This window comes from Verrucomicrobiales bacterium (assembly GCA_016793885.1).
Taxonomy (GTDB): Bacteria; Verrucomicrobiota; Verrucomicrobiia; order Limisphaerales; family UBA11320; genus UBA11320.
Map to the genome: position 1 here is coordinate 84,001 of JAEUHE010000178.1, position 23,851 is coordinate 107,851.

Consider the following 23,851-nt stretch of genomic DNA (forward strand, 5'->3'; position numbering starts at 1 on the left):
TCGTGGATAGTAGAGATGTTGTCATGTTGTACCCGGAAATGAAGATCGATCGTGCCCTGCGCCACAAATTGAAGGCCCCCCTTACTCCAAAGCAAGGACGGTTGCGGACACCAGAAGTTTTGAGGCGCTTAGCCTTCCTGGCTGTCACACTCGGATTCCTCGGCGCCTGGCACTCGCCGATCACCGTCGCGGCCGAACCTTCCCTGCCAGCCTTTGACTCACCCCATGCCATTCACGTGCGTCAGGATGGAGATGATGCGACGGCCGAACGCGGGCTGGTCGATCGGGCTTGGCGGGATTTAGCGAAGGCATTTCTGGTCGCCACTAATCAGGACGTAATTTATGTCCATGGCGGTGAATGGTCATATCCGGCCCCAGCCAATACCGCGGAAGACGACGCCCATGCGGAGGCCCCCCTCCGATTCTGGGATAAAACGGATGTCACCGTCCGGTTCCTCGCCCCAAGCCGGGTGGTTGGGGTTACCGAGGAGGGCGCCGCGGGAACCTTGGTGAGCTGGCGAAACACCACCAACTGCACATGGTCCGGGGATTTCGAGCTCGTTCAACCTGGGTTCAGAAACCGTGACACGGTCACGAACCTGAATGCGATGGTCTGGTTGAGTGGCAGAAACCTAAACCCCAAGCTCGAAGGTGACTCCTATGCGCGCGTCGTGGGTGGCCACCACGCTCTCCTACTCGTGAGTGTGGCTACCTACGAAAACTACGCGACCGAAGCAGAGAACACGGAAGGCCTCACCGTACGAAAGGTTTGGTTTCAGGATATAGGCTCCACCAACCTGGTCGCCCTGAACTTGATGGATGGACAATGCATTCCGCCTCTGACGCGAACTTTGGTTGAGAGCTGTGTCTTCACCAACTGCATCCGCGGCGTCGAGATCCACTCCTTTTTTCGACAGGTCAAGGACGTGAGAGTCCAGAACTGCGACTTCATCGACACCGTCGAGTGGGCGGTAGGCAATGTCAATTCATCCAACGTCACCGACGTTAAGATTCTCGATAACCGATTCATACAGCTGGCCCCCCCCTATCAAGCGGCCTACCAACACGCTATCTCCATCAGCGGCACCAACCAGGAAGTGCGCGGCAACCTCATCCGAGGCCATTTCGAGGTTGGCATGCAGGTGCTGAATGTTTCAGGCGCGTGGATTCAGGACAATGTGTTTGAAGGCCAAAACGGGATGCGAGCCGCGGTCCGACTGTACTCCCCCGCTGAACGCCTGACCTTTATCAATAACCAATTCAACGACCTGACTCTCTGGGGCCTGCTCTCCGATTACGAGGCCGTGCAAGCCAACCTGATGATCCTCGGAAACACTTTTCAGAATGCATCAACTTCCGGTTACCCGGCCCTCGAGCTCCGCAGCAAGCTGATTGATACCGCCACAATCCAAGGAAACGAGTTCTTCGACGATCGCCGCCCCTCGCTCAGCCAGGCGATTCACATTAATCAGGCGACCAATCTCATCCTGGGCGGGAACCAATATTGCGGACCCGATTCCCGATCGAACGCCATCACCGGCGACTCCATCATCCTGCTTCCCGATTTTTCCCACGCGCCGCCAACCATTGAGATGACGATTCTGCCAGGAACCAGCAACCTGGTGATCCCCACTGAACTTCAACTCTCCGCCGAAGTGACCTCCATTTATGGCATCCAGGCGGTCGAGTTCTTTGTCGATGGCAAGAGGATCGAAACCCTAACCAGCGAGCCCTGGCACTACTCCTGGACGGGCGTCGCGGCCGGAGTCCACACCCTCGTTTGCAAGGCGACCGATCTATGCGGCCAGGTGGGTGAGTCCGAACCGCAGATCATCACCGTCGAGGGCGCCAAAATCGCGTCCAAAGCCACGTTTCTCTCGCGCGACACGGCGACCAGAGGTCTCTGGAAAGGACGCTACGGTTCCGACGGATACGAGATCGCAGCTCATGTGTCCGAACTACCCACCTACACCCAGCCACTGACCAATTCGGGCCGAACGTTCATCTTCGGTGAATTCGTAGATCTGCCCTCAGCGCTGGAGCGCGTGGAGCGCAGCGACCGCATTTCCAGTTTCTGGCTCGCCGAGCCGCTGCAGACCATCGACGTGAGCGTGATCGACGGATGGCCGCACATCCTGACACTTTATTGCTGGGATCCGAATGAGAATTTGAGAGAGCAGAAGGTGGAGCTGATTAGTTTGGACACGGGCGAGATCTTGGACAGCCAGGAGATCCGGGCCTTCTCTGATGGTATCTACCTCTCCTGGATCGTGGAGGGCGGGGTCCGAGTCCAACTCACTTCCCTCCTGCCCGGGAACAACGGGGTATCGAGCGGGGTGTTCTTCGACAGTTTGCTCACCTTTAAATCCTGGCAAGAAGCCACCTTGGCCTCGGTGGGAGCTGACGGCGCACCGGAGGCCGATCCGGATGCGGACGGACTCAGCAATCTCCTCGAATTCGCGCTGGGGCTATCCCCACTTAAGGCAGACCCGTTTCCCTGGTCAGGGCTCGCGCTGGGACCATCGGGATTGGAACTGACTTACTCCTGCCTTTTGGCCTGTGAAGGCCAGCTCACCGTCGAGGGTTCCTCGGATTTGCGGAACTGGTCCGATGACGGAGTTGAGATCGTCGAGTCGAGGGCGAATGGGCTGATTAAAACGGTCAAGGTTCGGCTGAGTCAGACTTCATCCAACGAGCTGCAAGGCTATCTGCGCCTCCGCGCAAGCCTGCCTTAGCTCGATGGATTACCTCTTCAGCAGAACTCTGGTCGGTTCCAGACCTCAGCTGCTCTCCGGCCCTTCCGGGCTATCCGCCCTGAGCCCAAACGAGCGCAATTTGTCGCGCATGGTTTGACGCGACACGTTGAGCCAACGGGCCGCCTTGGCTTGGTTGCCCTCGGCAAGCTCAATGGCCCGGGCAAACAAGACTCGCTCCAGGGCCTCGGTAGCCTGGGCATGCACGTCCACTGACTCTCCACTCTGGGCAGCCTTCAACCACGCATCGATAGACGCTTCAATCGATCGCTTCGCCCCGCCCTCAACGGCCGACTCCATCGGCCGAGCCGAGATCGACTCGAGATCGGCCCGCGAAATCGGAAATCCTCGGGTCACCAACAGTGCCTGACGGAGCGTATTTTCCAGCTGCCGGACATTGCCTGGCCAAGGTTGCTGAGCCAACCAGGTCAACGCCTCAGGCTGGAGGGAGGTGCTGGGTAAATTGAGCTCCCGGGCGAAACGGCGCAGGAAATAACCGGCTAGATCCGACAAATCCTCTGGTCGACTGCGCAAGGTGGGCAGATGAATGACCACCGCTCCCAATCGGTAATACAGATCTTCCCTGAATTGCCGCTCGCCGATCAGCTTCTCCAGATCCCGATGAGTCGCGGCGATGATGCGGACATCCACCGGGATGTCTTCCTTACCCCCCACCCGCTGAATCACGCGCTCCTGCAACACGCGAAGCAGTTTAGCTTGGGTGAAGGCGGTCATGTCCCCAATCTCGTCGAGGAAAAGGGTTCCCAAGTGGGCCTGCTCGAAACGACCGATCCGGCGTTGTTCCGCTCCAGTGAAGGCCCCTCGCTCATGACCAAACAGCTCGCTCTCCAATAGGGATTCCGGGATCGCCGCGCAGTTGACGGCAATGAAGGGTTGCGCGGCACGCTGGCTGTGCTGATACAGGGCGCGAGCCACCAACTCCTTCCCGGTCCCCGTCTCTCCACGAATGAGAACGGTCGCCGACGTTCCAGCCACGCGGCCGATCTCCTTGTAGACGGTCTGCATGGAACGGCTTCGCCCCACAATCGCATGTCCATCCGGCTTCTCGGCTCCCACCTCCACCACCTCGCTCATCCGCCGTGCGCTGGCCATCGCTCGGGCCACCGCATCCAACAGCTCCGGCATGTCAAAGGGTTTGAGCAAGTACTCGAAGGCCCCATGCTTGGTGGCCTCGATCGCGGTCTCGGTTGTACCAAACGCGGTCATGAGCACAATGGGCAGCCGCGGGCGCGCCTCGTGCAACTGGCGGACCAGCTCCAGCCCGCCCAGCCCCGGCATACGCAGGTCCGTAATCACCACATCGAACGGCTCCTCCAGCGCTCGAGCCAGCCCGGCATCGCCTCGTTCTGCGACCGACACCAAGTAGCCCTGCCCCTTTAGAACCCGTTCCAGGGATTGCGCCGACCGTCGGTCATCCTCGATTAAAAGCAGGTTCATCGAACTCCTCCCTCGCTGGTTGCCATGGGAAGCACCAGCCGAAAGATGGCCCCGCGTTCCGGGCCCGGCTGATACTCCAAAGCCCCGCCGTGCTTCTCGACGAGACGGGCAGCGATGCTCAAACCCAGGCCAGTCCCATTGGCCTTGGTGGTGTAAAACGGGTCGAATAAGCGGTGCTGCACCTCCTGCGAGACTCCCTTTCCATCGTCCTCCACCTCCACCACAGCCCTGGTCTCCACCGCCCCTCGATGGGGCTTCTGCGTGCGAGTTCGCAAGGTGATGGTTCCTTCGCGGCCGATGCTTTCCGCGGCATTTTGCACCAGGTTGATCAGCACTTGTCTCAGTTGATTGGGATCAGCTTGGATCTCGGGCTCCACGAGGAACTCCTTCTTGAGTTCGATCCGGGCCTGGGTCAGCGCCGGTTTGAAAAGCCCTTCCAGATCCCGCAGGAGCTGGGCCAGGTTGACGCGCACACGCTTCGGCTCGGAGGGACGTGCGAAGGCGAGAAAATCCGACACGATCTTCTCCAGCCTCGAAATCTCCTCGGTGATAAACTCGTTGTCTTCAAACGCCTCGGACTTTCGATCAAGCAAGGATTGTTGGGTAAACAGACGGGCCTTGATCGACGTCAGTGGATTCCGTATTTCATGAGCCACCCCGGCGGCCAAGACTCCCAACGAACTCAGTTTCTCCTGTCGCTCGATCACTCGCTGACTCTCCCGGAGTCGCAGCTGCAACGGGACGATCACCCCGCGATAGACCACGTACGCCAGCACGGCGCCCATCACGAGCAGCAGGACCGAGGAGAGAATCAGCTTCCCATAGAGCATGCTCATGCTGGCCCGGGTTTCCGCCATGAAATTGGATAGGGCCGCCTTTTCGGCCAAGTTCAACTGGCGTCCCAGCGCGAGGATCTCGCGCAGCAGGTTTTCCTGCTCGTCCCGCCAGGAGGGAGACAGCGAGGAGGAGGCCGATCCCAACCGAAGCACTTGGCTGGCATGCGCCACGTAACGGGCGTAGACGGACTCCATACGTGCCAAGACCTCCTGCTGAGCCGGCGCCAAAGGAGGACGCCGCGAGCCTGCCAACCAACGACCCAACGCCTCGGACTCCGCTTCGATGGCGTTCCTTCGCTCCGACGATCCGACTACTGAAAACCGGGCGAAGTTGGCGTCGAGCTCGCGCATTCTCGCCTCGAGCTGATCCGACAAGTGAAAGCCGTCCGAGCTCACCGTCTCGGTTCGCTGACGCAGATAGTTGACACAATACCAAATCTCCGACTCAGCCCATACGATCACAGCAACCGCCAAAGCGGCACCGACGAGATAAGCCAGGGCGCGAAAGCGAGGATCGAACTTGCTGTTCGTGCCGATCATGAAACGTTCAACCTCCAGAGCACTCCATTCAGGAGGGTAGCAAAGGAGACCCAGGCCAAATAGGGAAGCAAGAGCCAGTCGGCAGCAGGACTGATCTGCCGGAATAAGCGCCACGTCCAGAGGATGCTGGCCCACAAGAACAGGATCTCGACCAGGGCGAGGCCGGGATTGCGCAATCCGAAAAACAGCCACGACCAGACGGCGTTCAAGCCGAGTTGGATCAAAAAGGCGGTCAAGGCACGCCAATTCGCCTGCCACCCCCCCTGCCGCCAAACCAGCCAGGCCGCCACCGACATCATGGAATAGAGGGCGGTCCAGACTGGGCCAAAAATCCAGTTGGGAGGATTCCACGACGGTTTACGCAGGCTCGCATACCAGTCGCCAGGACCGAATTGCGCACCGAAGGCCGCCGCAGCAAAGCACAGCACGAAGCACACGACGAGCCCGAGCCCGGCGACCAACCCCGTCATCAAGGGGCGACGGCCGGCTCCTCGGGTCGTTGCCGGCTCAAGCTCGGTCGCTGCGGTGTCGTTCATGGATGGTAGGCGTCTACGTGTCGCCTGGTATTCACCAGACCTTAGCAGGCCCCAAGCCCAGAGCAACCCCCGAAGCCTCATGACCAGTCAGTTACCACACCTGACCAACCATTGACCACCTCCTCCCCCGGCCCGGGGCGGAAGCTCACAACTGCGGGCGGATTTGAGGCTGTTCGGAAAGTCCAAGGCATTGGCACGCCTTTCGCTATAGGGTTCAGGAATGGAATGGAACGAGAGTAACCGCTAGCAAAACATGGCCATCGAACCCGAAACTCAAACCCCACGTGCCTGCGGTTCGCTGTCTTCTGCACGGCCCGAGCCCGAGGCGGGGTCAACGGCTAAGAAGCGGATCCTTCTGGCTGACGATTCGCCGCAGATCCGCGTCTCCTTGAGCAAGCTCCTGCGGAACGCGGGCTATCAGGTGAGCCCGGTTGCCAACGGCAATGAGGTGCTGGAACGAACCCTGGAGGAAGACTTCGATCTACTCATTATGGATTTAAACATGCCGGGATTGGACGGGTGGCAAACCTTGGAACAACTGTCGAAGCTGGGTTCGACCCTCCCGGTGCTGATCATCACCGCTCAACCCGGACAGCGAGAATGGGCGGAGGCCGAGGGGGCCTTGGTTTCCATGGAGAAACCGCTCGACCTCCACGTGCTGTTGGAAACTATGGCTCAGATGATGGCCCGCCCTCGGTCCGGCCCGAACCGACCCTCACTTGACCCCTCGGCTCTCCGGTTCCAAAACCAGGATACGCCAGTATTTACCTTCTCTGAACCCCAACGCCGATGGGCTCGCGGGTGAGGAACACGATCAACTTTATCCACTTGTGACTGCCGATCAAAAGCCCCCACGCCCCCTTCCAGAGCAGCGCTTGAGCGCAGCCCAGCTCGGGAAAACCCCAGGATTCGCGCCATGAGCCGAGACCGCATGCAACGGCAACGCTTCGAGCTCAAATACATGCTCGATGAAGCTCAGGCGATTGCTATCCGAAGTTTTTTGAGAACCTACATGGAGCTGGATGAAAACGGCATCGGCCAGCCGAACTTCAGCTACCCAGTCCACAGCCTTTACCTGGATTCGGCGAACCTGGCGACCTTCTGGTCGACCATCAATGGGGATCGAAACCGCTACAAGCTGCGGCTGCGATTCTACAACGACAAGCCGGAGTCGCCCGTCTTCATGGAGATCAAGCGGCGGGTAAACAACTGCATTTTGAAGCAGCGTGGGGGTGTGCGAAAAGAAGCCGTTCCTTTGCTTCTCCAAGGGCATCTTCCTCAGCCTGAGCATCTGCTGAGTCGAGACCCCCGATCCTTGGTCGCCATCCAAAATTTCGTGCACTTGACCCAAAAGCTGCAGGCTCGCCCCTGCGCTCACGTCGCCTACCTGCGCGAGGCCTATGTCGACCTGCAGACCGACAACGTGCGGGTTACCATGGACCGGAGCGTGCGAACGGAAGCCCGAACCGAGCCTTTTTTCTCCACCGAGATGAACCATCCCTCGCTTCCGTTCGGGGATCGGGTGATTTTGGAGCTCAAGTTCACCGACCGATTCCCTGGCTGGTGTCGCGAGCTCGTCGAGAGGTTCGACCTAATGCAATGCGGCGCCGCCAAGTACTGTGAAGGGCTGGCCGGCCTTCCCGAGTTCGGGGTCAGCCACGCTGGGGACTTTCGCGAGCAACCCCGCACCCGCAGCGCCCTGCCCTCGTTGCTCCCTTGTTAAAAAGGTTGAGGGTTTAACCGGAGGATGTCGTAGTAGGGGCAGGATGCGCGGCAGGTTGAGGTGTCGACCAGGCACCCGGGAGGCAACGGTCTCCACGGCATCCGACCTATGAACGTTGACGAACTGAAGCCAGATGACCCGGAACTGCGCCGGCTGCTGGGGGCTTGGACGCCCCAAGGTTGGCTCCCCCGTGACTTCCGCTCCAAGGTTTGGCATCGCATCCGGGAGTCGGAACAGAGGTTACCGCTGGGGTTGCTCCTGCAACGAAGCCTGATCGCTTGGCTGCGGTCCTCTCTGGTCACCCCAGCTCGCGCCGCTGGATGTGCGCTGTTGTTCCTGATCGCCGGCGGCACCGCCGGCTGGGTCCAGGCACGGCAGGAAACCGACCGAATCTCCAAGGAGCTAGAGACCCGATACGTCCACTCCGTGGCTCCCTTGCCGGGCCACTTTCAGTGATCCATGCGCCGCTCCCTGATAACCATCGCCTGTGGATTGCTGGGCGCAGTCCTCGCCTACTACAGCTTTTACCAAACTGGCACTGCTCGGCCTCGGTCGATGTTGCGCAGTGAGCATCCAGAGCTCGCCTGGCTCAAGGCTGAATTCAAGCTTCCCGACGCGGAATTTGCCCGAGTCGCCGAACTGCACGCCGGCTACCTGCCCCGCTGCAGCGAGCGATGCCGCCAGATCGAGCAGCTCAATGAATCACTCGCTCAGCAGTTGAACGGCTCACAGGAGTTCACCCCCGAGATGGCGCGCCTGCTCCAGGAACGGAGCCAACTCTTCAGCCTCTGCCAAACCGAGATGCTCAAGCACTTTTTTGAAGTCAGCCGAACGATGCCCCCCGCACAGGGCAAACGCTACCTCGAATGGGTGAGCACCCACACCCACCTCCGTCAACCGCCCATGAGCCATGAGGGCATGCGGACAAACGAGGTGCACCCCGCCAACCAAGGAGTCCATCCCTGATCACTCCATGACTTTTTCCAGCGGGGACGAGAACGCCCTGGACGTTTCTTGTTTGAGCAGCGGAGAGGACGAAGCCTTCGATGCCCTCATGCAACGTCACGGAGACAAGCTCTACCGTTACGTGCTGCGCAGCCTTCAAAACGAGACCGAAGCGGTCGATCTCGTGCAGGAGACATTCGTCAAGGTTTACGCAAACCGGTTGAAGTTTGACCCCTCCACCCGCTTCTCAACCTGGCTCTACACCATTGCTGCGAATCTGGTTCGAGACCGCTTCCGGTGGCGGCAAAGGCACCCGCAGGTGTCCTTGGATGCGCTCAACGATGTCACGCAGCAGAGCCATCGCGACTCTATTCCCTCCGAGGCTCCTTCGCCCAATGAAGCCTTGGTGCTCGCTGAACGGAGCGACGCTGTCCGCGCAGCCATTGCCTCGCTCGACGATGACCTGCGCCAACCGCTTCTACTCGCCGAATATGAAGGGTTTTCGCACGCGGAGATCGGGCAAATCCTAGGCTTCACACCCAAAGCCGTAGAAATGCGCATCTACCGAGCGCGCCAACAACTAAGAAGCCATCTCAAGGCCTGGCTAGAAAACTCCTAATCCATTGATCATCAGCTCATTGAGCTGAGCACAAGAACAGCAAATCAACTCGAGGGATTCATGCTGCGGCGGCGTATTACTGAGACTCAAGATGTTGCTGTCCGAGTTCCAGTTTAAGCGACCAATCCCGGCGGGCCTGCCAGCCGGGACGCGGCCCGGTCGATCGCTCGAGAAACTGGGAACCTCACTCCTGATCGCTGGGCTGCTCTACGTGGCCCGACCAACGCGGGTCTCCGGGGCGGATCATCTGGATCTGAAACACGAACTCTACCGCGAGGACCACGGACGGGTGGAGGTGTCCACCAGCACGTTCCTGATCGAAAAATCGCTGCACCCCTCGCTCGTGGCCAAAGGTCAGATGGTGTATGACAGTATCTCCGGCGCCACACCCACCGGAGGGCCTCCCCCGACGGGCAGCGACCGCGTCCCTTTGGCCTCAATCCAGGATATCCGGCGAGCCGGCACCTTCGAACTCGCCAAACAGCTCGGACGCCACACGCTGACTCCTCAAGTGGCCTACAGCACCGAGAACGACTACGAATCCTACGGCTTCTCCCTGGGGGAATCGTTCGAGTTCAACAGCAAGAACACCGTCCTGACCCTCGGCGTCTCGCGCACGTTGGACCGGGTCCTCAACGCCAACACACCTTATGTCGGCGAGCAGCTCATCGAGCATAAGCATATCACCGATGTGTTGTTGGGGATGAGCCAACTCCTCGGCCCCAAAACCATCTTCACCGCCAATGCCACAATCGGGACGTCCGATGGCTATTTGACGGATCCATACAAAGGAGTTCACTTTGAGGCAGCGGACCCGTTTTTCGGACCCGGCTATCTCTTCGGCGAGAGGCGCCCTCAGCATCGCACTCGTCAGGTGGGATACCTCAGCCTCCGACATTTTCTTACCAAAGCCGACGCGAGCGCGGAACTAACCTATCGGCTTCATCATGACTCCTTCGGAATCTGGGCGCATACGCTCAGCCTCACCTGGCACCAGAAGCTGGGGAAATATCTCTCGCTGCAGCCGGCGCTCCGTTATCACGACCAAACCGGGGCCGAGTTCTATTACGCCTCAGTTCCAAACGCGCTGGGATTCCCCTTGTTCCCGGGACCAAACTTGCCTAGGTTTTACTCTGCTGACTACCGGCTGTCCTCCCTGCACTCTTGGACCTATGGAATCAAGGCGACGATCAAGGCGCACGAACATGCCTGGCTGGAAGTGGGCTATAAGCGTTACGTCATGCAAGGGGACGATCCCTCCACTGCTGCCAGCAACTACCCCCAAGCCAATGTAGTCACCGCCGGCCTTCTAGTATGGTTTTGAACGACAACTCCATTCACGACCGCATCCGCGCCTCCGCCCGGCTCACCGACCGAGGCGACTGCTGGCATCTGACGTTTATGGCGATGGGCACTTCGTGCCGAGTCACCTTCCTCAAAACCTCGGCCGCCCAGGAATTTGAAGCTGCCTTGCTGCTATGGGTGGCGTCGTTTGAAGCCAGGTACTCCCGTTTTCTCCCGGAAAGCCTCGTCTCCGAGATCAACCGAAACGCAGGGTTGCAGTGGGTTTCCGTAGACCCGGAAACCGAGCAGTTGCTCGCCCTATGCGACGAAGCTCATTTTCTAACCCACGCAACCTTCGATCCCACTGCGCTTCCCCTCATCCAGCTCTGGAACTGGAAACGGACGCCGGCAGTTGTTCCCAGCGACGAGGCCATCCAGAATGCCAGACAGCTGGTTGGCTGGCGCAGAGTGAGGCGGGCGGCAGGGAAGGTCTTCCTGCCCGAAAAAGGCATGTGCCTGGACCTGGGCGGGATTGGAAAAGAGTATGCCGTGGATCAGGTGACTGGACTGGCAGTCCGACTCGGTATCCCCGGACTCCTGGTGGACTTTGGACAAGATATCTGTACGTTCGGAACCGCTCCCCAAGGGCGGGGCTTCTGGCATATCGGCCTCCAGGATCCCAAGCAGCCGGATCGGTGCTGGACGGGCCTCGGCATCCGAGATCGCGCAGTGGCAACTTCCGGCGATTACTTCCAGAGATTTGAACACAATGGCCGCCGTTACGGCCACATACTCGATGTCCGCACGGGTTACCCGGTGTCCAACGGGTGCCGTGCGGTCACCGTGATCGCCCCCCGCTGCACCATCGCGGGAATCCTGGCCACCTCCATCTTCGTTCTGGGCGCCCAGGAGGGACTCAAGATGCTCAACGCTCTCCCCGAGACGGAAGGGTGCATCGTGACGGACAACCACCAGATCCAAAGCCGTAAATTCCATGAATTCCTGGTTTCCTAAACTCCCAGCCCAGGGCTGGGCGAGGATCAAACGCACCGCCTCGAAGGTCGGCCTAGCATCGTTGCTTCTGCTCCTCCCGGGCTGCGCCAAGGTCCAGCCTTGGCAGCGAGGTGCGCTGATCGATTACTCCATGCGACCCGATCGCGACCAGGTCGAAGCCAGCCTGTCCGAGCACATGTGGTTCTCTCGAGAGGCAGCCTCGGGAGGCAGAGCCGTCGGCGGCGGCGGATGCGGTTGCAATTAAGCTTAGTCCCTCCGAACCAACCTGATTCAATTTCGTACCCAGTAGTAACTCCAAACGTATACCATGAAAGCCTTTCGTATCACCCCCATCCTGCTGTCGCTCCTGCTTCAGTTCGCGCCCATCTGCAAGTATTTCCAGGCTGCCTCTCCCCTGGCCTCAGCCCCGATCGCCATCGTCTTCCAGTGGATCGTCGGAGCCACGGTAGTGGCCGGCACCTACGATGCCGTTTCGGGAGCGAGTGTGCCGGTTAAGATTCTGAGCCCTACCACGGCCAAAGGAACCAATGGAGTTCCCTTCCTCTATCTGATCACCCAGAATTCCACTTACACCGATCTCGGCCATCGGTTCGAAGCGGAACCCTTACCCGCAGGTCTGACCGTCAAAACGGTGGAGGGAAACCGCCTGCCAGCCTACGGGGTCATCTCGGGTACTCCCCAGGTCAGCGGCGTTTACCAGGTGACGCTCCGCGCAAAATTTGAGGATGACCACCATCCCAACGAACCCTTCCCCACCACCAACCTCACGCTCACCATCATAGGTCCTCCCTCGATCTCGGTTCAGCCCAATTCGACTTCAGCCGAGGCCGGGGGCAGCATCCAACTCTCGGTCACTGCACATGCCGCACCCGCTCCCACCTACGCGTGGAGGCGCAACGAGACTCTCCTCGAGGATCAAACCAACTCGGTGCTGACGCTGGACCCGGTGACGATCGCCAACGCCGGGGATTACACCGTAATCGTCAGCAACGAGTTCGGCAGCGTCACCAGCAGCCCACCAGCTCGGGTCACAGTAACCTCGACTGAAAAAGGAGCAGAGATCCTGAGCCATCCCGCCTCCAGCACCGTTCTGGTTGGATCCAGCTGGACCGCTTCAGCGACGGTGACCGGAACGGAGCCAATCCTCTATCAATGGTTCAAGAACGGTCAGTCCTTGACGGATGCGGCCGGTCCGAGCTTCACCCTCTCCTCGGTCACGACGGCCGATGCCGGATCCTACCATTTGGTGGTCGGCAACTCGGTAAGCAGCGGCATCGAAAGCCAGCCGGCCGTTTTGCGAGTCATCGGGGCCCCGCGCATCCTCAGTTCCCACGCGGCCGAGGGCCGCATGCATCTGGTGTTCCATGCTGAGTTGGGAGCGACTTACCTGCTCCAGTCTGCCGACACGCTTAACTCCGCTGAGTGGAGCGCCCTCGGAGATCCACTCACTCCAGCCGTAACCGGCCACGCCGAGTTCACGGATCCGACCCCGGCGGCGAACCGGTTCTATCGGATCCAGGTGACCGTGCCCTAGCGCGTGTTCCGCACACCCATCGGAGCCTGGAGGTTTGAATCCTATTCACTCCTCCAGGCCTGGGTGAACCACACCCAGCTGGAGCAGCACGGATGTGAGGAGCTCAATGCGTGGCGTCGCCATTAGCCTGACGAAACTGCAGCGCCGCCAAGCGCCGATAGACCCCACCCTCAACCGCATCTAACTCGGAATGGGTGCCCGACTCCACGACCCGACCATCGGCCAGCACCACAATCCGATCGGCGTGCCGCACCGTGGACAACCGGTGAGCAATGATGAATGAGGTCCGGCCGCGCATGAGACTCTCCAGCGCCTCCTGAATGAGACGCTCACTCTCGGAATCGAGGGCGCTGGTAGCCTCATCCAGAATCAGAATCGCCGGATTTTTCAAGATGGCCCGCGCGATCGCCACCCGCTGGCGCTGTCCGCCGGATAACTTGATCCCCCGGTCGCCCACCAAAGTCGCATAGCCTTCGGGAAAGCCCTCGATAAACGCATGTGCGTTGGCCTGGCGGGCGGCCTGTTCTATTTCTTCGGCGCTCGCGCCCGGCTTACCATAAGCGATGTTCTCAGCAATGCTGCCCCCGAACAGCATCACCTCCTGGGGCACCATCGACATCTGGTCCCGCAAATCGGCCAGCGGATATTCCTTCGCATCCCGCCCATCGATCAGCAGCCGGCCGGAGGACGGGTCATAAAGCCGGAGCAGCAGCGAGATCAGCGTCGATTTGCCGGCGCCACTGGGTCCCACAACCGCGATGCGCTGACCTGCGACGGCTGCCAGTTCGATCCCCTTCAGCACCTCCACTTCGGGTCGGGAAGGATAGCTGAAGCGAACGCCGTCAAACTCCACTTCGCCCCGCAGCCGAGGCAGGGTCGATGGCTTGCGAGGTCCTAGAATCACCTGAACCTCCCCAGTCTCACGGAGCAGCTCCCGAACCCGTTGAGTGGCTCCAATCGCTTTCTGCAGCTGGCTATACAGCTCGGCGAACTGCCCCATCGCTCCGGCCACAAACGTCGTATACAGCACGAATCGCGTAAGATCACCGAAACTCAGCTCGCCTTGCTGCATCAGCCGTGCCCCCATCCACAGCACCAACACAATGGTGCCAAACAGGGCGAACACAATGAACGCAATGAACGCAGCCCGCAACTTGGCCCCCCGCAGCGTGGCGGTCAGAAAGGTGCCCAGGCCTTCGTGATAACGCTGGAGTTCGTATCCCTCGTTGGCAAAGGCCTTGACGTTCAAAATGCCCTGCAATGTCTCCTCCACCACCGTCGCTGTATCCGCCAGGCGGTCCTGAGCTTCACGGGAGATTTTCCGAGTGCGACGCCCAAACACCACGGCAATGACGGTGAGCAATGGGAGGCTGATCAGCATGACGCCCGTCAGCTTCAACGAAGTGGCGGCAATCAAGGCGATGCCGCCGATCAGCAAGGTGCTCTGGCGTAGGAACTGGGGCAGGATCGCAATGAGGGTATCCTCGATCTGAATGAGATCCGCCGAAAGCCGGCTGGCGAGCTCCCCCACCCGACGCTGGGCGAAGAAGCTCATGGGCAGTGAAATCAACCGGGCATAAGTGTCACGTCGCAGATCCACCAGACTGCGCTGCCCCACCGTTGCAAAGGACAGGGCATGAAAGAAGGAACAAGCCGACTGCAGCGCCAGGATCCCGATCAGCAGCAAGGCCGTGCGATCCACCGCCGCCAAGCTGGGCCCCGCAATCCCCTGACTGTGCTTCACGGCGGCGTCGATGATGCTGCCAGCCAGATAGGGGAATGAGAGGCTGAGCAAGCTGGAGGCAAACAGGGCCGCCATCCCAGCGATGAACCGCGTGCGGTAAGGGCGCAGGTAGCGGAACAGCTCCAGCGCCTGACCGAGGGTTTCTCGGTCAATTTTCGCCTTGGGCAGTTCGACACCCGCCTGGTCGTTGCGTGAATAGCGCGCCATCGCGAGGAACGTAGACAAGACCCGACCCAACGCCAGCCTCAAACGCTTTGAAGTGGATGTAGGCGACGACGTCAGGAGTCGTCGGGCTCCGATCCTCTTTCATTGTCGGAACCACAACGCACGCCGACGACTCCTCACGTCGTCGCCTACAGGGGCTTGATGGTGGACCCCAAATCCCGGTCAACGCTTGGGAAACACGATGCGAAAGACTTCATTGCTGTGCGTGAGCACACTCGCCAACAGGAATTCAGGCAGCTGAGTCGGCGCAACCTGATGGGAACTCCCATCGGCCAGACCCAAAATCCCAATGCCTCGATGGCGTTCCGAAGTCCAAGTGACGTTGGTTTCCTGAATGGCATCTTCGCGACGCAAGCGGCTAACCGAACGGTTCAGTCCGCTGCGACCCGCATCACCCAAACCAGACGGCAGCAGCTCGCCAAAATGCGAGTCCCCGCTCAATACCCCCTGCGCCCTCGTTTCATCGGCATCCCAGCCGGCCACGTAGCTCAGATTCTTCGTCTCGACGGCGGGCGGTTTGCCGCCAAAGGGAGCGGGTGCCTGGGGATCGAAACTCGCACTCTTGATGCGCACGGGATCGTCAGGACACACCAGCACCTTGGGCACGGTCAATTCGTTGGAAAGACATCGAAACGCATCGACGATCTCACCGAAAGCTTCTCCGACCGCAGAACTATTCGGAACACACCCTCCATCTTTCTGGTGTCGTGCCCAGGGAAATTGTTCCTCGTGATCGTTGGACCAAATCCGAAACGCCAACCCAACGTGTTTTCCATTTCCAACGCAGCTGATGCGCGCAGCCCGGACTCGGGCTCTGTCGAGTTTGGAAAGCCCCATCCCAGCCAATGCGAAAACCACCGCGAGAACCAGAAGCAATCCCACGCGACTGAAGCCCGTCTCCCGCGTGGACACCCTGACGGGCTTTCCGCACGCTGGTGCACAGGGGTTGGAATCCAAGGAGCTCACTTACCTTTGCCCTCGCGGAGCCCTTTCCAGATGGTTCGAAACTGAACCATTCGGTAGCGCTTGCGTTCCGCGACCTGAAACCCATCGGCCTCCACACCCGCTGCAATCCCGGGCATGTGCGCTGCGCCCCACGGAACCATGACGATGGTGGTCTCGGTCAATGCTTGTTTAAGCTCCTTGAGCAAATGCTCATTTCGCCGAGTCAGCAGGTCGCTCCACAGACCTTTGAGGGCGTCGGGATCCTGGCCTTTCTCCATCAGCTCACGAATGAGCTCCGGGCTCCCGCCTTTCGAGTGATAGGCGATGACCAAATTCAACAGCTCCAGGGTTTTGCTCGAGAACTCCGAGACATCAATGTCCGCGTTGCGGGGCAATCCCCGCCCCGGCTCAAACTCATCCTGCTGCTCCTGCAACCCGATCGATTCCGCCATCCGCTGATAACTCAGCTCGTGCTTCAACCGCTGGCGACGATCGCTCACTCCTTCGAGCAGCACGATGGAGTTCGTCGGGATGCTCTGGGAGAGTTCCTCGTAGAATCTCGACTCACCAATGTGCATCATGGGAACCAGGTGGACTACCTTGCCATCGGCCCGGGTGTACTGCTTGGCGATGCCGGTGATGCCTCCCGCGTCCAAACGCAGAAAGCCGCCGCTGAAATGATCCACGGCGAGATGGAGGCAAAGCGCCAGATACACCCCGATGGCAGGTAGCACCAGGAAAGCATTCAAACAAGCAAAGCCGGCCAACCGGGGCCAACGGAACGATCCACCCGACAAATGCTCGCTGCGGATCAGAGGCCAGCGCCAAGTCCATCCTCCTTGGGTCGACCAAACGAGCCAACCTCCTAAGGCCAGTTGAAAGACGGCAAGGACCACCGAGATGACCGGCATGGCAAAGAACCAGTAAATCGAAAGAAGCGGAAGCAGAAGGAGCACACCGATCGTCCAGAGTATGACGGGTAAGAACCATCGTTTGGGGATCGACGGCCAAAAACCCATGAGAAGATAGGTTACGAGCGCAGCCAGGAGCAGGAGCAAGGAAGCGAGCGCGCTGACCCCGGCGAAAGGTTGGAATGCCCCGAAGCTGGACAGGCTATGCAGCAAACTCAGGCCGGCATCCACCAGAAATAACGCCGCCACCAGGTTCAACCAGAGCAGTAGACTCGGGTGAGGACCGGTGCCGTGAATGGGGAGCGGTGGCGGATTCATGCGCAAAACCCTCTGTAGGCCGCCAGCACCGTCCCATAGACAAGCCGGAAAGTCGCCTCTTTTGTCGGGGTGTGATTAATTCCGGGTGAGGCGGGGAACTATCGAACGGCGGACCTAGCAATCGTTGTTCGTATGGAGTTCCGCCTTCAGGCGGAAAAGGCGCAAACATTGGCCCGCCATTATAGGAGCTAGCGTTTCCATGATCAGCAAGCACCAGGGGACCGCCTAAAGGCGGAACTACGTACAAAAGACCGAGCCTCACCCGGACTCAACGCACGTCTTTTCTAGCGCGCGCCGGTTTCTTGTTTGTCCTAACGTCACATAGCTGTCATATTAGACCAAATTCATCTTTTACCCAACTCCATGCGTACCCATCGCAGTCTCGTTGTCGTCTGGTTGAGCCTGATTTGCCTCGGCTTCCAGTCGTCTGCCGCTCAGCAACTTGTGATCTCCGAGTTCCTAGCCTCGAACAGCTCGGGAAGGCTGGATGAGGATGGGAATGCTTCGGATTGGATTGAGCTTCATAATCCCACGACGAACCCCGTCAACCTCGCCGGCTGGCACCTCACGGACGACTCGTTGGATCTGGCGAAGTGGACCTTCCCCGCCACCAACCTGCCTCCCGGCGGGTTCTTGCTGGTTTTCGCATCGGCTAAGAACCGGACACTTCCCGGCCAGGCACTCCACACCAACTTCGAGCTCGATAGCGCGGGCGAATATCTCGCCCTGGTCCGGCCCGATGGAAGCACCGTCGAGTCCGGATTCGCTCCGACGTACCCCCCGCAGCTCAACGATGTCTCCTATGGGTATTTCACCCAGAACCTCACCAATGTGCTGTCGGCCGAAGGAAAACCCGCCAAGTGGCGAGTGCCGGGCTCGACCCTCGACCGCCCGGAGAACTGGGCTGACGCCACCTTTGACGACCTCGCCTGGAGCACCGGATCCACCCCCGTTGGGTTCGACGCAGGACAGATCTCCGGGGGCGGAGGTCAGTTGGTGAATATCGCCCGTGGCAGGACCGCGACGCAATCGTCCACGTCGTTCGCCGGTTCCCAGGCATTGGATGGGAATCCAGCGACCTTCACCCACACGGTGGCGGGGGTCTCGCTCCCGGCCCGATGGGAGGTCAACTTGGGCACCAACGCGGCCATCGAGGAGATCATTTTGTACAACCGACAAGGCTGCTGCGGCTCCCGCCTGCGGGACATCACCGTCCGTATTCTCGCCAGCAACCTGAGCACCACGAACTTCACCTCCGCGCTGCTCAACCCAGAAAACATCCTGGGTAACGGCGGACTGGACGGACCGGCTTCCTTGCGCATCAATCTACGCGAACTCACCGGCAATGCCGTCGTGGGCGGCCGAGTTCGGGTAACGCGAACGCCGGACCCCGATCTGTCAGGGACGGGGGGGCAAGGAAATGGAGATGAAGCCGATGTGTTATCGCTCAGCGAGGTCGAAGTCTACGCCTCCACCGCTCCGGCCACCTTCAAATCGCTCCTCCGCACCGATCTCCAGACTGCCATGCTCGGCGTGAACCCGTCGGCCCTGGTGCGGATTCCCTTCCTGGTGGTGGAAGAAAACCTGCCGCTGCTGGATCTCCTCACCTTGCGCATGAAGTACGACGACGGGTTTGTGGCCTACCTCAACGGAGTCAAAATCGCCGAAGCGAACGCCCCTGCCGCCCCCACCTGGAACAGTCCGGCAACGGCCGAGCGGGCGGACACTTCCGCCATTCGTTTTCAAGATTTTGATGTCAGCTCCCACTCCAGCCTACTTCAGGACGGAATCAATATCCTGGCCATCCAAGGTTTCAACCGTGCCGCTACCGACGACGACTTTCTCCTCTCCGCCGAACTCACCGGCCAATCCTTGGGAGTGGTCTCGCAACAATACTTCGTCCAGTCCACACCCGGATCCGCCAATCAACCCGGCACGGCAGGATTTGTGGCCGACACCCAGTTCAGCGTGAACCGGGGCTTCTTCGACGCTCCCTTTGAAGTCGCCATCTCCACCGCCACTCCCGGCGCCGAAATCCGCTACACCACCAACGGAGCCGCTCCCAGCGCTACCGAAGGCATCGTGTATTCGACTCCACTGACGATCAGTCGGACGACGGTCCTGCGCGCCATTGCCACGAAACCCGGTTACACGCCTTCGGATGTCGATACCCATACCTACGTTTTCCTGGACCAGGTCGTCGCCCAGAGCCATCGGAGCGTCACCAACGCCGGGTATCCGACCTCCTGGGCGGGAGTCGCTGCCGACTACGCCATGGACCCGCGGATTACGACGAACGCGACCACCGCTCCCCGCATGATCGATTCGTTGAGGTCGCTCCCGTCGGTCTTCTTCAGCACCAGCATCTCCAACTTCTTCAACGCGAGCCGGGGCTTTTACGCCAATCCGAACAGCCATGGCATCGACTGGGAGCGTCCGGTCTCAATGGAGATGGTCGATACCAATGGCGCGACCGAATTCCAGGAGAACTGTGGCCTCCGAGTTCAAGGGGGATATTTCCGTGATCCCAACGTCACCCAAAAACACTCCCTGCGTGTGCTCTTCAAGGCCCAATACGGTGCCGGGAAGCTACGTCACGATCTGTTCCAGACCGATGATGCGGTGCGGGAGTTCGACACCCTGGTGCTCCGGGCAGGTGCCAACGACGGTTATGCTTGGGGGGATGCCAAGGACACCGAACAGTTCATCCGAAACCGGTTCGGGGGCGAACTGAACCAGGCGATGGGCAATCCCTCGCCGCATGGCATTTTCGTTCATTGCTACTTCAACGGCATCTATTGGGGTTTGTACGAAATCTGTGAACGTCCCAATGAGGATTTCTCCTCGTCTTACTTCGGCGGGGACCCGTTGGACTGGGATTCCAACAATGCGGGCGACGTGAAAAACGGGGACCTTAGCGCGTGGACGAGCTTTAACAACCTGACGGCTGCGGCCAAAACCACGACCGACTATCAGCGGATGCAAGGCAAGAACGCCGATGGAAGCATCAACCCCGCGCTTCCGGTTTATTTCGACCGATTCAATTACATCGACTACATGATGGCCAACATCTGGGGCGGCAACTGGGATTGGCCGAATAAAAACTTCTGGTTCGGACGCTTGCGAACCACCAACAGCACCGGGTTCAAGTTCTACATGTGGGATTTCGAGAACACGATGGGCAACAACCGCGATCGTTCGCCCCTGAACATGGTGTCACCACGTTCCGGCACCGAATCCAGCTGGGTCGGGCAACCCCATTTTTATCTGGGACGACTGGCGGAGTACAAAATGGATTTTGCGGACCGCGTTCAGCGTCATTTCTTCAACGGCGGCACACTCTCTCCGGCGGCCCTGGTCAAGCGCTATAAGGTTCTGGCCGATCAGGTCGAGTTGGCGATTTTGGCAGAAACCGCGCGATGGGGAGACGACAATCTGAACCCGCCTCAGGATATCGAGGACTGGCGCCGCGAACGGGACTGGCTCCTGGGCACCTACCTCCCTCAGCGAAGCGATGTTGTGCTCAAGCAATTCCGTTCCTCCGGGTTGTATCCCGCGTTGGGAGCGCCGGTGCTTAGCCAGTTCGGTGGAACCGTGCTGCCCGGATTCACGCTGAGCCTGACGCACACCAACGTGGCCGGACAAATCTACTTCACCCTTAATGGGTCTGACCCGCGGCTCGTCGGCGGCGGACTATCTCCGGAAGCCCAGCCTTATAGCGCTCCGCTGTCCATCAACGGCAACGCCTACCTGAAGGCTCGCGTCAAAAATTCCACCAACTGGAGCGCCCTGGTGGAGGCTCCCTTCACCAGCGCCGGCTATTTCGCGGATTTGACGGTGACGGAGATCATGTACAATCCACTCGATGCGCTGCCGGTGCCCGGAGAGGAATTCGAGTTTCTGGAGCTGCGGAACACGGGAGCCAATTCGTTGAACCTCGGAGGATTGTCCTTCACCGCCGGCATCACGTTCACGTTCACGAACGGCACAACCCTGGCTCCGAAAGCGTCCTACCTGCTCGTCCGCAACCTATCCGCGTTTAAAACCCGTTATCCAGCGGCGGTTCCCAACGGGGTTTATACCGGCTCCCTAGCCAACTCGGGGGAGACCCTCACCCTGTCGCACGGTTTGCTCGGCGAAGTCCTTTCCTTCGCTTACAGCGACGAACTGCCCTGGCCGCTGACCGCCGATGGCCAAGGGTTCTCCTTGGTGCTGCGTCGCCCTGGCAGCAGCGACGATCTGGATGATGCGAGCAGCTGGCAGGCCAGCTCGGCCAGCGGCGGCTCCCCCGGCGCGGTGGAACCTCCGAATACAGTTCCGGCCGTGGTCATCAATGAGGTACTCACGCGCAGCAGTTCCCCCGACGGCGATTTCATCGAGCTGCACAACCCGACTGCCGCCACCGTTTTGGTCGGCGGCTGGTTCCTGACTGACAGCATCGCCGAACCCCGAAAGTATCGTATCGAGCCGGGCACCATGATCGCCCCGGGAGGCTACCTCGTTCTCGATGAGGGCCAATTTGCCCCCCCCGGAGCAGTCAACCCTCTGCGGCTGAATGCAGCGGGTGATGCGATCTATCTGTTCTCCGCCAACTCCACCAGTAACCTGACCGGCTACACACACGGGTTCGACTTCGGCCCGGCAGCCGAGGGCGTGTCCTTCGGCCGACAAACGCTCAGCACCGGCCAGGAAGCCTTCCCTGCTCAAATCCGGACGACCCCCGGCGCTGCGAACAGTGGGCCGCTTATCGGGCCGATTGTAATCTCGGAGATCCATTATCATCCGCTGGCCAGCCAGGATGCCTTTGTCGAGCTGAAGAATATTTCCTCAACTGTCCAGCCTCTCTACGATCCGGCGCGGCCTACGAACACCTGGAGAGTCAGCGGATTGGATTTCACCTTCCCAGCCGCTTCTCAGCTCGCCCCCGGACAAACGGTCCTGTTAACGGTCGACGATCCAACCCTCTTCCGCGGAAGATACTCACTGCCCGCGGACCAGCTCATCCTAGGTCCCATCAGTGGCAGTCTCCAGCGCAGTGGCGAACTCCTCGAAGTGCAGCGTCCTGACGCGCCCAACTCGAACCGGCTGGACTACATCACCGTCGATGCCGTGCGCTACAACGACCGCGGTGGTTGGCCAACCGCGGCCGATGGCTCCGGACCGTCGCTTCAAAAACTCGTAGCCAGCAGCTACGGCCATGAGCCCGCCAACTGGACCGCCGCCCTGCCCACACCCGGCGGAGCTTGGCTGGGCGGTTCACGCCCCACCATCACGCGACAGCCCGAAAGCATCGTCGCCATCGCCTATGGAGCGACGAACTTCCAGGTGACCGCTCTGGGCGGGGAGCCTTTGAACTATCAATGGAGATTCAACGGAAGCGCGATTCCCGGCGCCGTTGCCCCCCTGCTCCCGCTGACCAACCTGCAACCGGGCCAGGAGGGGCGTTACAGTGTGGTCGTTTATGGCTCGGGAGGATCCGTGGTGAGCTCCAATGTCTCCCTCACCCTGCTCATTCCCGCCACCATCACCACCCAACCCCGGAATGCCTTTGGTATCTTGGGCTCGAACGTGACCTTCACCATCGTCGCCATTAGTTCCACGCCGTTGAGTTACCAATGGCAGTTCAATGGCCAAAACATAGCCAACGCCACCACAGCATCACTGACCGTCCGCTCACTGACCTACCAGAGCGAGGGCCGGTATTCCTGCATCGTCACGGATGGGGTTGGGCCAGTTGAGAGCCAGAGCGCCACTCTGACCATTGTGTCCAAACCGGTCCTGACCCAAGCTCCCCTGGCCACAGCGGTGCCGGTAGGAGGCAGTACGGTCTTCAGTGCTGCGGCCGACGGCAGCCTACCCCTCACCTTCCGCTGGCGCAAAAATGGGGTCGTGGTTACCAACATGATCCTGAATCAACGCGTCTCGTTCTACATCTTGAACAACGTGCAGGCGGCGGGAGCCGGTACGTATACCGTTTCGGTAACGAACATCGCTGGCACGACACCTGTCAGCACCGGCGTGGCCCTGACCGTTCTCACCGATTCAGACTCCGACGGGATTCCTGATGGCTGGGAGACCCAATACGGGTTCAACGCCAACCAGGCCGCGGATGCCAACCAGGATGCCGATGGCGACGGCGTGAGCAACGCTGCCGAGTTTATGGCTGGAACGGATCCGAAAGATCCATCCAGCTATCTCAAGGTGGAGTCAATCGAGGGAGATGCCGCCCGCATTAGCCTGAACTTCCTCGCGCGCTCCAACCGAACCTATTCGGTGCAATACCGGGGAGATCTGCAATCGGCGTGGGGAATCTTGACCAACATGCCCGCGCGTTCGGACAATCGGGCCGAAACAGTCATCGATGGCGCTCCCGGAAGTTCGAACCGATATTATCGTCTCCTAACCCCGGGAGCACAGATTCGTTGAGGAACGCGTGAGGTAAGCCAGAGCGGCCGGTGGCATCGCT

The 23,851-nt window shown here is 60.0% G+C and carries 17 protein-coding genes; 11 read left to right on the forward strand and 6 right to left on the reverse strand.

The features are described 5' to 3' along the window. Nucleotides 1–23 precede the first annotated feature (23 nt). Nucleotides 24–2,735 carry a right-handed parallel beta-helix repeat-containing protein gene (locus tag JNN07_20105; GenBank protein MBL9170048.1) on the forward strand — a complete coding sequence of 904 codons (2,712 nt, stop codon included), beginning with the start codon at nt 24–26 and terminating at the stop codon, nt 2,733–2,735. A 45-nt stretch (nt 2,736–2,780) separates the two neighbouring features. Here JNN07_20105 and JNN07_20110 read toward each other — a convergent pair whose 3' ends face one another. From JNN07_20110 to JNN07_20120, 3 genes are read right to left on the reverse strand one after another with little or no spacing between them, the layout of a single operon-like run. Continuing rightward, nucleotides 2,781–4,211, reverse strand: a complete 1,431-nt coding sequence (locus JNN07_20110; GenBank protein MBL9170049.1) for a sigma-54-dependent Fis family transcriptional regulator — start codon at nt 4,209–4,211, stop codon at nt 2,781–2,783. Further along, the gene (locus JNN07_20115; protein MBL9170050.1) at nt 4,208–5,587 is read right to left on the reverse strand and encodes a hypothetical protein; all 1,380 of its coding nucleotides are present in this window, start codon (nt 5,585–5,587) and stop codon (nt 4,208–4,210) included. The genes JNN07_20110 and JNN07_20115 overlap by 4 nt, the downstream gene beginning before the upstream one ends. Further along, a complete protein-coding gene (locus JNN07_20120) occupies nt 5,584–6,057 on the reverse strand; it encodes a tryptophan-rich sensory protein (protein MBL9170051.1) in 474 nt (157 codons plus the stop codon). Before JNN07_20120 ends, JNN07_20115 begins: the two co-directional genes overlap by 4 nt. A gap of 319 nt (nt 6,058–6,376) precedes the next feature. On the opposite strand from JNN07_20120, the gene JNN07_20125 reads away from it, so the two are divergent. The 9 genes from JNN07_20125 (at nt 6,377) to JNN07_20165 (ending at nt 13,242) form a co-directional block, all read left to right on the forward strand. After that, entirely contained in the window at nt 6,377–6,928 is a 552-nt protein-coding gene (locus JNN07_20125; protein ID MBL9170052.1) for a response regulator, read from the forward strand. A 111-nt stretch (nt 6,929–7,039) separates the two neighbouring features. Next, nucleotides 7,040–7,846: a polyphosphate polymerase domain-containing protein gene (locus tag JNN07_20130; protein ID MBL9170053.1), complete on the forward strand. Its 807-nt coding sequence runs from the start codon at nt 7,040–7,042 to the stop codon at nt 7,844–7,846. Nucleotides 7,847–7,954: 108 nt separating this feature from the next. Then, nucleotides 7,955–8,302 carry a hypothetical protein gene (locus JNN07_20135; protein ID MBL9170054.1) on the forward strand — a complete coding sequence of 116 codons (348 nt, stop codon included), beginning with the start codon at nt 7,955–7,957 and terminating at the stop codon, nt 8,300–8,302. Between the two features lie 3 nt (nt 8,303–8,305). Next, nucleotides 8,306–8,812: a hypothetical protein gene (locus JNN07_20140; GenBank protein MBL9170055.1), complete on the forward strand. Its 507-nt coding sequence runs from the start codon at nt 8,306–8,308 to the stop codon at nt 8,810–8,812. A gap of 7 nt (nt 8,813–8,819) precedes the next feature. Beyond that, a complete protein-coding gene (locus JNN07_20145) occupies nt 8,820–9,410 on the forward strand; it encodes a sigma-70 family RNA polymerase sigma factor (protein ID MBL9170056.1) in 591 nt (196 codons plus the stop codon). A 91-nt stretch (nt 9,411–9,501) separates the two neighbouring features. Further along, entirely contained in the window at nt 9,502–10,734 is a 1,233-nt protein-coding gene (locus JNN07_20150; GenBank protein ID MBL9170057.1) for a DUF3570 domain-containing protein, read from the forward strand. Then, entirely contained in the window at nt 10,731–11,708 is a 978-nt protein-coding gene (locus JNN07_20155) for an FAD:protein FMN transferase (protein MBL9170058.1), read from the forward strand. Before JNN07_20150 ends, JNN07_20155 begins: the two co-directional genes overlap by 4 nt. Then, a complete protein-coding gene (locus tag JNN07_20160; protein ID MBL9170059.1) occupies nt 11,689–11,952 on the forward strand; it encodes a DUF4266 domain-containing protein in 264 nt (87 codons plus the stop codon). Before JNN07_20155 ends, JNN07_20160 begins: the two co-directional genes overlap by 20 nt. 63 nt (nt 11,953–12,015) lie before the next feature. After that, nucleotides 12,016–13,242, forward strand: coding sequence for an immunoglobulin domain-containing protein (locus tag JNN07_20165; GenBank protein ID MBL9170060.1), 1,227 nt, complete (start codon nt 12,016–12,018; stop codon nt 13,240–13,242). 103 nt (nt 13,243–13,345) lie between these two features. Here the strand turns inward: JNN07_20165 and JNN07_20170 are convergent, their stop codons facing one another. From JNN07_20170 to JNN07_20180, 3 genes are all read right to left on the reverse strand, one after another. Further along, nucleotides 13,346–15,193 carry an ATP-binding cassette domain-containing protein gene (locus JNN07_20170; protein MBL9170061.1) on the reverse strand — a complete coding sequence of 616 codons (1,848 nt, stop codon included), beginning with the start codon at nt 15,191–15,193 and terminating at the stop codon, nt 13,346–13,348. 180 nt (nt 15,194–15,373) lie between these two features. After that, entirely contained in the window at nt 15,374–16,123 is a 750-nt protein-coding gene (locus JNN07_20175) for a hypothetical protein (protein ID MBL9170062.1), read from the reverse strand. A gap of 50 nt (nt 16,124–16,173) precedes the next feature. Continuing rightward, on the reverse strand, nt 16,174–17,385 hold the full coding sequence (locus JNN07_20180) for a hypothetical protein (protein MBL9170063.1): 1,212 nt from the start codon (nt 17,383–17,385) through the stop codon (nt 16,174–16,176). Between the two features lie 363 nt (nt 17,386–17,748). Here JNN07_20180 and JNN07_20185 point away from each other — a divergent pair, with 363 nt between their 5' ends. Continuing rightward, entirely contained in the window at nt 17,749–23,811 is a 6,063-nt protein-coding gene (locus JNN07_20185; GenBank protein ID MBL9170064.1) for a lamin tail domain-containing protein, read from the forward strand. Nucleotides 23,812–23,851: the final 40 nt, after the last annotated feature.